Origin of the sequence: Agrobacterium sp. SORGH_AS_0440, assembly GCF_031453135.1 — a bacterium.
Taxonomy (GTDB): domain Bacteria; phylum Pseudomonadota; class Alphaproteobacteria; order Rhizobiales; family Rhizobiaceae; genus Agrobacterium; species Agrobacterium pusense.
Window position 1 is genome coordinate 939,614 of sequence record NZ_JAVIYR010000001.1, and the last position, 13,074, is coordinate 952,687.

Here is a 13,074-nt window from a genome sequence, read left to right on the forward strand (position 1 = left end):
ATCTCCTCTCTTTGTTCTTATAGGAGTTAGAGCGCAATGCGTCCCTCTGCCTCGGCGATTGCCAGACAAGCTCATCTCGATGAACCGCGCCCAGGTTCCCTGACCATTGGCTACATGCCAAGTGAGCAATTACCGCCTACCGAAAATCCCCCACGTTTTTCCTGGCTTCCCGATATTGATGATGGTGCGCGCTATGTGCTGCGCATCTCGACTGACCCCAATTTCCCTGACGCACAGACAACTGTGTTTGAAGATCTAGCTTGGAATTTCTTCACCCCAGACGTGGCGTTGGAGGATGGCCATTATCACTGGAGTTACGCGCTCTGGGACCAGAATGCACGGCAACCTCTTTCCAACTGGAGCAAGGCGCGGGGCTTCGAAATCACTGCCGCATTGCCAAAAACCCCGTTACCCGGCCGGGCGGCGCGACGTGCCGCCGCCCATACGAGCCATCCAAGGCTCTGGCTGAATGGCGACCAGTTGAAAGCTTTCTCGGCTGCTGTTGCTAAGGATGCCGATCATTGCGGATGGTCTGACTTTTTCGAAAAATCTGTCCAGCCCTGGCTGGACCGGCCGATCATCCTGGAACCGAAACCCTATCCGAACAATGTCCGTGTCGCGACCTTGTGGCGGCAAATGTATATTGACTGCCAGGAAGTGATTTATGCCATTCGCCATCTGGCGATTGCGGGACGTGTTCTGGGGCGGGAAGACCTGCTCGACAGGTCGCGTGACTGGCTGCTGGCCGTGGCGTGCTGGGATCCGTCTGGCCCGACCTCCCGCGCCTATAATGATGAAGCCGCCTTTCGTGTCGTTGTTGCACTGGCCTGGGGATATGACTGGCTTTACGACCATCTGAGTGCGAAAGAGCGCGAAACGGTCAAAGCCGTTCTGCTGCGCCGTACGCGTGAGGTCGCTGACCATGTGATCTCGCATGCGCGTATCCACGTCTTCCCCTACGACAGCCACGCAGTACGCTCCCTGTCTGCCGTGCTGACACCTGCCTGCATTTCATTGCTGGGTGAAAGCGACGAAGGCGGCGAATGGCTCGACTATACGGTTGAGTTCCTGTCGACACTTTATTCTCCATGGGCTGGCACCGATGGTGGTTGGGCCGAAGGTCCGCACTACTGGATGACTGGCATGGCCTATCTGATTGAAGCGGCTAACCTGATCCGGTCCTATATCGGTTACGATCTCTATCAGCGCCCCTTCTTCCAGAACACCGGCCGGTTCCCTCTCTACACCAAGGCGCCCGGAACACGTCGCGCCAATTTTGGTGACGATTCCACCATGGGCGATCTGCCCGGTCTGAAGGTTGGTTACAATGTGCGCCAGTTTGCTGGTGTGACCGGCAATGGCCATTACCAATGGTATTTCGATCGCATTAAGCAGGATGCCACCGGCACAGAAATGGCCTTCTACAATTACGGCTGGTGGGACCTGAATTTCGACGATCTCGTTTATCGTCACGATTACCAGCAGGTGGCGGCCGTTGCGCCGACCGATCTTCCAGCCCTTTCCGTGTTCAACGATATTGGCTGGGTGACAATCCAGAAACACATGGAAGATCCGGACCGGCATCTGCAATTCGTATTCAAGTCCAGTCCCTACGGTTCGCTGAGCCACAGCCACGGCGATCAGAACGCCTTTGTGCTTTACGCCTACGGCGAAGACCTCGCGATCCAATCCGGTCATTACGTTGCCTTCAATTCACAGATGCATGTGAACTGGCGCCGTCAAACCCGGTCAAAAAATGCGGTGCTGATAGGTGGCAAAGGCCAATATGCCGAAAAGGACAAGGCGCTGGCGCGGCGTGCAGCCGGGCGTATCGTTTCGGTAGACGAGCAACCCGGCCATATCAAAATCGTCGGCGATGCAACGGCGGCCTATCAGGTTGCGAACCCGTTGGTGCGCAAGGCAGAGCGAGAAATCCATTTCGTCAACGACAGCTATTTTGTGTTCGTCGATGAGGTTGAGTGCAGTGAGCCACAGGAACTGCAATGGCTTTGTCACACGATCGGTGCCCCCCAGACCGGCCGTTCCAGTTTTCGCTACACTGGCAAAAAAGCCGGCTTCTACGGCCAGTTTGTCTATTCATCCTCTGGCGCACCGCAGATTTCCGCCGTTGAAGGTTTCCAGGGTATCGACCCGAAGGAATTTGAAGGGCTCGAAATTCATCACCACGTTTGCGCGACCGTGCCGGCAGCAACGCGGCACCGTCTGGTCACTCTTCTGGTGCCTTACATCCTGAGCGAACCGAAGCGGATTTTCAATTTCATCGATGATCAGGGTTTCTCGACGGACATCTACTTCAGCGATGTCGATGACGAGCGCTTCAAACTCTCTCTTGCCAAGCAGTTCTAATCAATACGAGGTTTCCAAAATGCTACGTTTCAAAAACAAAACGGTCGTCGTCTCGGGCGCAGGTCGTGATATTGGTCGCGCATGCGCTATCCGGTTTGCTCGGGAAGGCGCCAATGTTGTGCTGACCTATAACGGCGCGGCGGAAGGCGCAGTATCGGCCGTTTCCGAGATCAAGAAGCTCGGTGGCGAGGCACTGGCCATCAAGGCCGATCTCACCAAGGCGGCCGATGCAGAGGTTGCGATTTCCGGTGCGACCGACAAGTTCGGAGACATTCACGGTCTGGTGCATGTGGCAGGCGGTCTGATTGCCCGGAAATCTCTGGCCGATATGGACGAGGCTTTCTGGCATCAGGTTCTTGATGTCAATCTAACGTCGCTTTTCCTCATCGCCAAGGCCGCCGTGCCGAAGATGGCAAAAGGCGGTTCCATCGTGACCTTCTCGTCGCAAGCCGGTCGTGATGGCGGCGGTCCCGGCGCCTTGGCTTATGCGACATCCAAGGGTGCGGTAATGACCTTCACACGTGGTCTCGCCAAGGAAGTTGGTCCCAATATTCGCGTCAACGCAGTTTGCCCGGGCATGATCTCGACGACGTTCCACGACACCTTCACCAAACCCGAAGTACGTGAAAAAGTGGCCGGTGCGACTTCGTTGAAGCGCGAAGGATCGAGTGAGGACGTTGCCGGTCTGGTGGCCTTCCTTGCATCTGATGATGCCGCTTACATCACTGGTGCCTGCTACGACATCAATGGCGGCGTCCTGTTCTCCTGATATCCTGGTAAAACCATGTCCGTATCGTTACCGAGAGCGAGCCGCGTTGCCATTCTTGGCACGTCGCTCGTTCAGCAAAACCACATTGGCGATGCCAGGATGCTTGCGACATCGGCACGCGGCTGGATGAGCTGGGCCGAGGTTCTGTCTCACGGCAGGCTGCATTGCCCGGTCCATCACGATCCATCGGTGCCACCGGGCTGGGAGCCGAGCAATCGGCCGGGCGTCAGCCGGTTTTTTGCCGGCCTCAACTTCGGTGTCTCTGGCCAGAAGGCGATCGAAATCGAACGACGACTGCCGCGATTGCTGCAATCAGATTTCGATCTGATCCTGCTGGATGCCGGCACCAACGACATGATGGTGGAAACGCGCCAGACAATTGCAGATACCAGAGCACGGATTGCGTCCGCTTTATTGGCGGCTGGAAAGACGGTCATTCTGCTGCCCATTCTGGCGCGTGGCGTGGGTAAATGGCCGGCGCATGGCTCCGAACGGGCAAAGGCGCACTGGATCAATCGCCAGAGTGCTGAATTTGCCGCCAGTCACGCCAATTGCCATGTATTCGACTGGAACGCAGCATGGGTCGATCCGAACAGCGAGTTTGGAGAGCCCTATCCCGGTTACTCCGACGATGGAACGCATTTTTCGGTGCGCGGTGCCTTTGCCGTCGGCAAGCTGCTGGCAGGCTATCTCGCAAACATTGTGCCGCGTGCGGCAGACCGCGTTTTGCCAAGAGATGATCGTTTCGACGCCGTCAACAACCCGACCGGCAATCTGGCAACCGAAATGTCCGCGAAAACTCTGACAGAGAGCTTGGAGCAAAGCCACCGTCTTGGTGGGCAGATTGTGCATCCTGGAACCGGTAACTGGGTTGAGGCAATCTGCGATATCGACGTGCCAGCGCATTCAGGCATTCTCGGAGTAACACTACGTTTGAAAGATATTGCCGAGGAAGGGCAAGAGGCATGTGCGCTAAGTCCCTTTCGTGCCGAAGACGGCTCAGTATTCCCCTTCCCTGATACACATTGGAAAGGTGCTTTGCGGACGCCGCCGTTAAAACTCCGGCCGGGTGCTGCACCGCCGGAGCTATATCTTGATGTCCTGCTGCAGGCTGGTTCAAAGCCGATCAGCATCGATATTACGCGCATTGATGTACGGCCCGTTTCAAGTCCGGTGTGTGCATGAGCAAGGGCGGTGGAAAGCCGAAGCTGCTGATCGCCATGCGCAGCGAGCTTCCGCAAGGGTTTTTCGGGCGCGCGCGAATGGGCGCGACTGAATGCGGTGACCGATATCGTTGACGGATTTCCCTATACGGACTTCGACACGGAGAAAGGTCGCCGGGCTTTGGCCGAGGCCGACATTCTGCTGGCGGCCTGGGGGACACCTTCGCTGACAAAAGAACGCCTTGCCAGAGCACCTAACCTCAAGATGTTGGCCTATGCGGCATCATCCGTTCGCGTCGTCGCGCCTGCTGAATTCTGGGACAACTCCAATATTCTGGTGACAACCGCAGCGTCTGCCATGGCCGCGCCAGTGGCGGAATTTACCTATGCGGCCATCATCATGTGCAGCAAGGACGTGTTTCGCCTGCGAGATGAACACCGGGCTGAGCGCGGCACCGGTGGGTTTGGCAGCCGCCGTGGCATGAACCTGCCGTGGCTTGGAAGCTATTCCCGCAAGGTCGGCATTGTCGGTGCCTCCCGCATTGGACGACTGGTTATCGATATGCTGACACGGGGCCGTTTCGAAATCGGCGTTTATGATCCATTCCTGTCCGCGGTTGAGGCAACGGAACTTGGCTCGACAAAAATGGAACTGCATACGCTTCTCGCATGGTCCGACATCGTCTCGCTGCATGCACCGATCTTGCCGCAAACCCGTCACATGATTGGTGCGCAAGAGCTTGCGTTGATGGCCGACCATACGGTGTTCATCAATACGGCGCGTGGCTGGCTGGTCGATCACGAAGCACTGTTATCAGAGGCGCGATCCGGTCGCCTGCGGATCCTGATCGATACGCCGGAACCCGAACCGCTACCGGTCGACAGCCCGTTTTACGACTTGCCGAATGTCGTGCTGACCCCACACATCGCCGGTGCGTTGGGCAATGAATTGCGCGCGCTTTCTGATGTCGCAATCACTGAAATCGAGCGCTTTGTTGCGGGTCTTCCACCGCTCTACCCCGTTCGCAAACATGACATGGAGCGCATGGCATGAGGGCTTTCAACTATTGTTTTTCCACGCTTGGCTGCTCCGAACTCAACCTGCATGAAACCGCTGACCTGGCGAAACGGCACGGTATTTCGTCCGTGGAATTGCGCACGCTTTGCGGTTCCGTCGACCTGATTTCGGCACTGGAGGGTGAGTTTGGCAGCCCTTCAATCTTTGCTGCGTTTCTGGCGCAACGTGACCTCAAGGTCACGGCGCTCAATACATCGATCCGGTTGTTTGATAGCGGCGATATGTCTGCCGTTGAGCCCTTCATTGCGTGGGCGGAAGCGGCAGGCATTGCACATCTCAGGATATTTGACGGCGGAAATCGGTTAACGACCGGCGAGATGACACGTGCAGGTGCAGTGCTCGATCAATGGCAAGTCGACCGGCAATCACGGGGGCTGAATGTCGATCTGATGATCGAAACCCATGATGCTCTAGCGGATGCAACGCAACTCTCTACCTTCATCAGGCTTGTGCCAAATGCCCTGATATTATGGGACACCCATCACACCTGGGCCAAGGGTTCCGATATCAAGCGCCTTTGGCCTGATATTGTCGACAATGTCGTTCATTTACATGTCAAGGACAGCAAGATGGGAGACGACGGCCGACGCCATTACGTGCTTCCAGGCCAGGGTAACTTCCCCATGGCGGATCTTCTGTCGCTTGTCGGATCGAATGACCGACACCTCCCTCTCAGTCTCGAATGGGAGCGCCACTGGCATCCCGAACTGCCACGTCTGGATGACGCGTTGATCGCAGCGCGCGCCTGGTGGCGATAGGAGTACTTATGCGTATTGCCGACATTCAACTAACGCCGGTTGCCATTCCCGACAAACCATTGCTGAACTGCAAGGGTGTTCACCAGCCTCACGCCCTGAGAACCATCATTGAAGTCACCTGTGATGACGGCACCGTTGGTTTGGGAGAGAGCTACGGGAGTATCAAAGCACTGGACGGTCTAAGACGTGCGGCTCCATCATTGATCGGTCTCGATCCGTTTCACCTTCACGAATTGAAGGCACGGGTCCTTGCCGCTTTGCCAGGTGGTGGTGGCATCAATGCAAAAAGCGCCGTTGCCGACCACAAACTGACGGACGTTGTCGCCTCGGCGTTTGAAGTTCCATGCCTCGATATTCAGGGCAAGCTGCTCGGGCGACCGGTGTGTGACCTGCTTGGTGGTGCGGTTCGCGACAGGGTTCCCTTCAGCGCCTATCTGTTTTTCAAATTCGCCGCTCATATTGGAGAAGAACCGGACGAATGGGGGGAAGTGCTGACGCCAGACCAGATGGTCGGGGAAGCCCGACGGATGGTGGATAAATACGGTTTCCAGTCACTGAAGCTCAAAGGGGGTGTTTTGCATCCCGATCTCGAAATCGAGACGATGCTGAAACTGCGCGAAGCCTTTCCAGATCACCCTTTGCGGATCGACCCCAATGGGGGGTGGACCATCGACACTGCTATCTACATAGCGCGCAAATTGGAAGGCGTTCTGGAGTATCTCGAAGATCCTGTCATCGGTATGGACCAGATGGCACAGGTCGCAGCGGCGACATCAATTCCGCTCGCCACGAACATGATCGTCCTTGAGTTTGACCAGATTGCTCGAGCCTTCCGAAAGAACGCCGTTCAAATCGTCTTGTCCGATCATCACTATTGGGGCGGTCTTCGTGCTTCAACGCATCTCGGCAAAATCTGCGAGACATTGGGGCTCGGAGTGTCGATGCACTCCAACTCGCATCTCGGGATCACGCTCGCTGCTATGACCCATGTCGCTGCGGCGACACCCAATCTAAGCTATGACTGCGATACGCATTTTCCCTGGACTGGTGTTGATGTGACTGAAGGAGTCCCTTTTGTCTTCGAACGCGGCAGCCTGGAGGTGCCGAAGGATCCAGGATTGGGGATATCGTTAGATCGACACAAACTGTCAATATTCGCTGGTTTGTACGAACAGACAGCCATGAAAGAGCGAGACGACACGGCCTACATGAAGCTCTTTGAACCAGATTACGAACGTCGCGTGCCCCGGTGGTGACTGCCCAGACGTTGAGCGACATCTGATCCGCATGACGGTTTCCGGACTGTGGCTTTGCACTGCGACCGTTAGCGACGCAAGCACGCCATGGAGTACGCTGAGAATTCGAACTGTTGCCTCGGCAATCAATAAGGCGGCGACGTAGGGCGGACCATTGATGACGAGCTCGCGTATCCTGGCAAATCTACCCACGCGCCCAATGGCAGGAAAATAAGCGTCGTTTTGACCCCGCCTTCCGGATCATCTTGTGATTGACGATGTTGAACCTGAACAGAGGGCTTGGGACATATGCCGATTTCAGAGCCTACGCAGCGGCGTATGCCTGTTCGCCAAGCGGCTTCAGGATGGCGATTTCCAGGGGCATGGCGCAGTTACGCAACGTCTGGCAGGCCCCCAATAAGCTTGTCCAAGGTCATCGGATAGTGTCGCAGGCGGATGCCGGTTGCGTTATGAATCGCGTTCGCGATCGCTGCCGAAACTCCGCATAGTCCGAGTTCGCCAATACCCTTCGCCTTCATTGGCGAGGAAACTGGATCAGTCTCATCCATGAACACGACTTCCTGGTACGGGATGTCCGCGTGAACCGGCACCTCGTAGCCAGCGAGGTCGTGGTTGACGAAAAACCCGCGACGGGTGTCGACGGCAAGTTCCTCTGACAACGCCAGACCGGCGCCCATCGTCATCGCACCAATCACCTGACTGCGGGCCGTGATCGGATTGAGAATGCGGCCGGCGGCACATACCGCAAGCATCCGGCGAATCCGCGTCTCGCCCGTGGCAACGTCGACGCCCACCTCCACGAAATGCGCACCGAAGGTCGATTGCTGATGACTGTCTGAGAGCGTTTCCCACTCGACCGTGTCTTCGGCGACGAGCCCTTCGGAACCCGCCACTTCCGCAAGCGGAACCGAACGCGAACCGGAACGGACCTGACCATCTTCGAAGACGACGTCCTGTTCGTTGAAGCCGAGCTTCTTGACGATAGCGTCCCGAAGCTTGACACAGGCTGCGTAGACGCCTGAGGTCGAGCAGTTCGCGCCGAACTGCCCGCCGGAGCCTGCAGATACGGGAAAGCGAGAATCGCCAAGCTGCACGGCGACCTTATCAATCGGTAGGCCCATCATTTCCGCCGCGGTTTGGGCGATGATCGTGTAGCTCCCGGTGCCTATGTCCGTCATGTCGGTTTCGACGGTGACGACCCCTTCCTTGTCCAGACGGACGCGCGCGCCGGATGGCACCAGAAGGTTGTTGCGGAACGCAGCCGCAACACCGGAACCGATCATCCAGTTGCCTTCGCGACGAGAGCCGGGTTGAGCTTGCCCCGGCCAGCCGAACCGTTCTGCTCCGAGCTGGAGACAACCGACAAGATCGCGATGCGAAAACGGACGTTCGGGCTTTTCCGGATCCACTTGTGTGTCGTTGAGGATACGGAACTGCACTGGATCCATTCCGAGCTTTTCGGCCATCTCGTCGATGGCGATCTCGAGCGCCATCAGTCCGGGCGCCTCCCCGGGTGCGCGCATGGCGTTGCCCTCGGGAAGGTGCAGCGTCGCCAGCCGCATCGCCGTCATGCGGTTTTCACCGGCATAGAGCAGCCGCGTCTGCATGGCAGCCGTTTCAAGCTGGCCATCGGGCTGATCGCCCGACCAGCTTTCATGGGCGATTGCCGTTATTTTTCCATCGCGAGCTGCACCAATGCGGATGCGCTGGATCGTTGCTGGACGATGCGTCGTGTTGTTGACGAGGAAAGGCCTCGGCAGCGCCACCTTTACAGGCCGCCTTGCTGCCTTCGCGCCGAACGCGGCCAGAACAGCGTCGGCACGCAGGAACAGCTTACCGCCAAAGCCGCCGCCGATGAACGGCGACATGAGGTGGATTTTCTCCTTGTCAACACCAAGCGTCGTTGCAAGGTCGGACCGCCACCAATCGATCATCTGGCTGGAAGTCCAGACCGTCAGCTCGTCACCATTCCAGGCGGCGATGGAGGCATGCGGCTCCATCATCGAATGTGACTGGTCCGGCGTTGTGTAGGTCTCGTCCAATGTCACCTCCGCGGACTTGAACGCACCTTCGAAATCTCCCACGGCGGTATCGGGCGGGGCGCCGCCCGCATCTTTCGGCTTGACTGCCGAACCCATCGCCTCGGCGAGATCGTAACTACCCTGTTCTTCCGCGTAATCCACCTTTACTAGCGCTGCCGCTGCGCGGGCTTGTTCGAAGGTTTCGGCGATGATCACGGCAATCGCCTGATGATAGTGCTGGATCTCATCGCCACCGAAAAGTATCGCAGTATTGTACTTGCCCTTCTCAAGTTTGCCGACGTCAAGCGTCGTTACCACGGCAAGCACGCCCGGCGCGCGTTCGGCAGCTTCGATATTCATCGAGATGATGCGGCCCTTGGCGATGGTCGATCCGACGGGGTAACCGTAGGCATAGGCCAGGTTCGGATCATGCCACTCATAGGCGTACATGGCCCGCCCCGTTGTCTTGAGCTCACCGTCGATGCGGTGAACGGGCTGACCGACGATTTTCAGCTGGTCGATCGGATTGGTCGTTGCGGGTGTATCGAACTTCATGGCAATTACCCCCTCGCTTCGGCGATTACAGCGCCGAGTGTGCGCTCCACCAGATCGATCTTGAACTCGTTCTGCTCGGTCGGACGAGCGCCGTTGAGGAGAGCTTTCGCTGCGACCTTCGCTCCCTTTGAGAGTTCGTCATCCGCAGCTTCCACGCGCCACGGCTTATGAGCAATGCCGCCGATTGCCACCCGGCCAGTACCATCAGGCTGAATGACTGCACCCACAGAGACCAGAGCAAACGCGTAGGAAGCGCGGTCGCGGACCTTGCGGTAGATCTGTTTTCCCCCAGTTGGCGGCGGTAGCACCACTGCGGTGATAAACTCACCCTTTTCCAAAACCGTTTCGATCTCAGGGGTATCGCCCGGCAAGCGATGGAAGTCGGCGATTTGGATTGTTCGGCGGCTACCATCGACCTTTACCGTCTCGATAACCGCATCGAGTGCGCGCATGGCAACGGCCATGTCACTGGGATGCGTGGCGATACAGCTATCACTCACACCCACCACGGCGTGCTGGCGACTGAAGCCGCCGATGGCGGAACAGCCACTTCCCGGCGAACGCTTGTTGCAGGGCTGTGCGGTGTCGTAGAAATATGGACATCGTGTTCGCTGCAAGAGGTTACCTGCGGTTGTTGCCCTGTTGCGAAGTTGGCCCGAAGCCCCTGCAAGCAAGGCGCGCGACAGGAGCCCATAATCACGTCGAACAATTGGATCGGCAGCAAGGTCGGTATTGCGAACCAGCGCTCCTATGCGCAGGCCTCCCTCAGACGTCTTTTCTATTGTATCGAGCCCGAGACCATTCACATCGATCAGATGTGTCGGCGTCTCGATCTCGAGCTTCATCAGATCAAGGAGATTGGTGCCGCCTGCAATGAACTTTGCTTGCGAGTTCGAAAAGGCGGATCTGGTTGCAGCCTCGATAGATGAGGCCTTTTCGTAGGTGAAGGCTTTCATGCTTTTGTCCCCGCAACTTCGACGATAGCCTCGACAATGTTGGAATAGGCGCCGCAGCGACAGATGTTGCCGCTCATCCTCTCGCGAATTTCGCCCTCACTCACCGATGTCTGCGCGTTAAGATCCAGCGTGACATGGCTCGGAATGTTTGCCGCGATCTCCTCAAGCACCGCCACGGAGGAACAGATTTGTCCCGGCGTACAGTAGCCACACTGGAAGCCGTCATACTTGACAAACGCCGCCTGCATCGGGTGCAGATTGCCGGGCTGTCCCAGGCCCTCGATCGTCGTAACGTCGTCACCATCATGCATCACGGCAAGCGAGAGGCACGAGTTGATGCGGCGTCCACCGACCAGTACGGTGCAGGCCCCGCATTGACCGTGATCACAACCCTTCTTGGTTCCGGTCAGGTGAAGGTGTTCGCGCAGTGCGTCGAGAAGAGACGTGCGATTGTCAACATCAAGGTCTCGGACCTGTCCGTTGACCTTCAACGATACGCTTGACGTGTGTTTCATGATTTCTCCTCCTGACTGAGCTGCCGCTCCCCTGGTGACAGTGGTGGCAGCGACCGTCGCGGCCGAAGATATAAGTAAGTTTCGGCGTGAAAGTTCAAATATGCCGGTGCCTGGCATCGCCAGTTCCACTTCATCGATTGGAGAAATCAAAGGTTTCGCATCAAGGGGCGAGAACGCGGATCATTGAAAACTGACCCGTGAACGAATGAGCAGCAGAAGGAGTTCCCGATAGGCCTTGTTCATAGCGCGAAAGGACCGGCTAGGAGATCGAGGCTCCTTGCCGATTGTGGGGCGGGTCAGGACATCGGTTCTTGACACCAAATCCTGGAAGAGCGGTTTTAGCCGTCGTCCCGATCGAGCCGCATGCTCTTGCTTCCTAGGCGGTTCCCGTTAATCTCTGGCAATCGCACTGGCAGATCGATACCCCTTGTGGAGCGATCTCGGCCTCATGGGTGATCCTCTTGCATTGCATGCGTCACCCATGTGCATATAAGGGCGTTTGGAGAGCTACTCACGCCTCAAGTGCCTCTACGTTATCAAGCACCCGCCGAAGCAAAGACACCAGTGTGTCCACCTCTTCCCGCGATAATCCCTTGGTCATGTCCCGCATTGCCCTGGCGCAAAAAGCGCGGCCAGCTGGCAACCGCGCAAGTGCCGCCTGCGTCAATGATACCAGACTGGACCGCTTGTCTCACGGATGGGGCTCACGCTTGATCAAGTCATCCCGCTCCATCCGCGCCATGGGGCATCAGCTGCCAAGGACGAAACGGGAGAATGCCAGGGCATTGCGCGCATCCTCGTCCATTTTCGCGAGATCGGCGCCGCCGCTCAGATCGCGCCACACCTTGATGTCGGAGCCGATCGTGCCGCCGGTCTTGACGAAAGGCTCCATGACCACCGCGCCGGTGTAATTGATATCGCGCAGGGCGAGGCCAATTTCGTGCCAGGGCATCCTGCCCTTGCCCGGTACGCGGCGATTACTTTCTCCGGTATGGAAATGCCCCAGCAACGGGCCAGCCGTGCGGATGGCCTCGCCAAAGCTGTCTTCCTCGATATTCATGTGGAACGTATCCAGCATGACTTTCACGTTGTTCTTGCCGACATCCTTGACGAAAGCGACGCCTTCGGCAGCCGTATTGAGCACGTGGTTTTCAAAGCGGTTGAGGACTTCGATGCAAAGGTTGATGCCGAGGTCATTGGCGAAATCGGCAATGCCGTGAATACCTTCCACGCCGCGCGCATAATCGCCTGCCTTGTCGACCGGCTGCGAGTAGTCGATCGGCCAGTAGGAGTGCAGCGCGCCGCCAATCGTATGGATGTCGAGCTTGGCGACATTGGTAAGGGTGCGTTCAAAGAACGCCTTGCCGGCTGCGCGAACCGCGGCATCCTCTGACGACAGGTTTTTCGTTTTCGAAGGGCCGATACCGGCAGTGAGTATGATGCCGTTATCCTTCGCGCTCTGCCTGATGACGGCGAGTTCGGCGTCACTGTATTCATTGATGTGATGGGCGGCTACTTCGATGATATCGAAGCCGAGCTTGGCAACCTTCTCTATATAGGGGCCGAACTTGGCGCTCCACTCATGTTCCCAGTAAGAGTAATAGATGCCGTGTTTCATGGGGGTCTCTTTCGCTTT

The 13,074-nt window shown here is 57.4% G+C and carries 9 protein-coding genes and 1 pseudogene; 6 read left to right on the top strand and 4 right to left on the bottom strand.

The genetic code is table 11. The features are described 5' to 3' along the window. Positions 1 to 36: 36 nt before the first annotated feature. From QE453_RS04355 to QE453_RS04380, 6 genes and pseudogenes are all read left to right on the top strand, one after another. Positions 37 to 2,367, top strand: a complete 2,331-nt coding sequence (locus QE453_RS04355) for an alginate lyase (RefSeq protein WP_309776467.1) — start codon at positions 37 to 39, stop codon at positions 2,365 to 2,367. Positions 2,368 to 2,386: 19 nt separating this feature from the next. After that, positions 2,387 to 3,136: an SDR family oxidoreductase gene (locus QE453_RS04360; RefSeq protein ID WP_309776468.1), complete on the top strand. Its 750-nt coding sequence runs from the start codon at positions 2,387 to 2,389 to the stop codon at positions 3,134 to 3,136. A gap of 15 nt (positions 3,137 to 3,151) precedes the next feature. Next, positions 3,152 to 4,321 (top strand): SGNH/GDSL hydrolase family protein, encoded by a 1,170-nt coding sequence (locus QE453_RS04365; RefSeq protein WP_045535032.1) that lies wholly within the window; start codon positions 3,152 to 3,154, stop codon positions 4,319 to 4,321. After that, positions 4,318 to 5,353: pseudogene (locus QE453_RS04370) on the top strand (hydroxyacid dehydrogenase). The gene QE453_RS04365 and the pseudogene QE453_RS04370 overlap by 4 nt, the downstream one beginning before the upstream one ends. Beyond that, a complete protein-coding gene (locus QE453_RS04375; protein ID WP_037092172.1) occupies positions 5,350 to 6,135 on the top strand; it encodes a sugar phosphate isomerase/epimerase in 786 nt (261 codons plus the stop codon). Before QE453_RS04370 ends, QE453_RS04375 begins: the two are co-directional and overlap by 4 nt. A gap of 8 nt (positions 6,136 to 6,143) precedes the next feature. Continuing rightward, on the top strand, positions 6,144 to 7,391 hold the full coding sequence (locus QE453_RS04380; protein WP_112765527.1) for a glucarate dehydratase family protein: 1,248 nt from the start codon (positions 6,144 to 6,146) through the stop codon (positions 7,389 to 7,391). A gap of 371 nt (positions 7,392 to 7,762) precedes the next feature. Here the strand turns inward: QE453_RS04380 and paoC are convergent, their stop codons facing one another. The 4 genes from paoC to QE453_RS04400 all read right to left on the bottom strand — a co-directional run bounded on the left by paoC (position 7,763) and on the right by QE453_RS04400 (position 13,056). Next, on the bottom strand, positions 7,763 to 9,967 hold the full coding sequence (gene paoC / locus QE453_RS04385) for an aldehyde oxidoreductase molybdenum-binding subunit PaoC (RefSeq protein WP_244405573.1): 2,205 nt from the start codon (positions 9,965 to 9,967) through the stop codon (positions 7,763 to 7,765). A gap of 5 nt (positions 9,968 to 9,972) precedes the next feature. Beyond that, positions 9,973 to 10,923 carry a xanthine dehydrogenase family protein subunit M gene (locus QE453_RS04390; RefSeq protein ID WP_244405571.1) on the bottom strand — a complete coding sequence of 317 codons (951 nt, stop codon included), beginning with the start codon at positions 10,921 to 10,923 and terminating at the stop codon, positions 9,973 to 9,975. Beyond that, on the bottom strand, positions 10,920 to 11,555 hold the full coding sequence (paoA, locus tag QE453_RS04395; protein ID WP_004446138.1) for an aldehyde dehydrogenase iron-sulfur subunit PaoA: 636 nt from the start codon (positions 11,553 to 11,555) through the stop codon (positions 10,920 to 10,922). The genes QE453_RS04390 and paoA overlap by 4 nt, the downstream gene beginning before the upstream one ends. A gap of 631 nt (positions 11,556 to 12,186) precedes the next feature. Then, entirely contained in the window at positions 12,187 to 13,056 is an 870-nt protein-coding gene (locus QE453_RS04400) for a sugar phosphate isomerase/epimerase family protein (protein WP_022563244.1), read from the bottom strand. Positions 13,057 to 13,074: the final 18 nt, after the last annotated feature.

What these genes read in the sequence shown, in the direction of transcription:
- QE453_RS04355 (WP_309776467.1), top strand. Translation starts at nt 37, where the DNA reads ATGCGTCCCTCTGCCTCGGCGATTGCCAGACAAGCTCATCTCGATGAA.
- QE453_RS04360 (WP_309776468.1), top strand. Translation starts at nt 2,387, where the DNA reads ATGCTACGTTTCAAAAACAAAACGGTCGTCGTCTCGGGCGCAGGTCGT.
- QE453_RS04365 (WP_045535032.1), top strand. Translation starts at nt 3,152, where the DNA reads ATGTCCGTATCGTTACCGAGAGCGAGCCGCGTTGCCATTCTTGGCACG.
- QE453_RS04375 (WP_037092172.1), top strand. Translation starts at nt 5,350, where the DNA reads ATGAGGGCTTTCAACTATTGTTTTTCCACGCTTGGCTGCTCCGAACTC.
- QE453_RS04380 (WP_112765527.1), top strand. Translation starts at nt 6,144, where the DNA reads ATGCGTATTGCCGACATTCAACTAACGCCGGTTGCCATTCCCGACAAA.
- paoC (WP_244405573.1), bottom strand. Translation starts at nt 9,967, where the DNA reads ATGAAGTTCGATACACCCGCAACGACCAATCCGATCGACCAGCTGAAA.
- QE453_RS04390 (WP_244405571.1), bottom strand. Translation starts at nt 10,923, where the DNA reads ATGAAAGCCTTCACCTACGAAAAGGCCTCATCTATCGAGGCTGCAACC.
- paoA (WP_004446138.1), bottom strand. Translation starts at nt 11,555, where the DNA reads ATGCCAGGCACCGGCATATTTGAACTTTCACGCCGAAACTTACTTATA.
- QE453_RS04400 (WP_022563244.1), bottom strand. Translation starts at nt 13,056, where the DNA reads ATGAAACACGGCATCTATTACTCTTACTGGGAACATGAGTGGAGCGCC.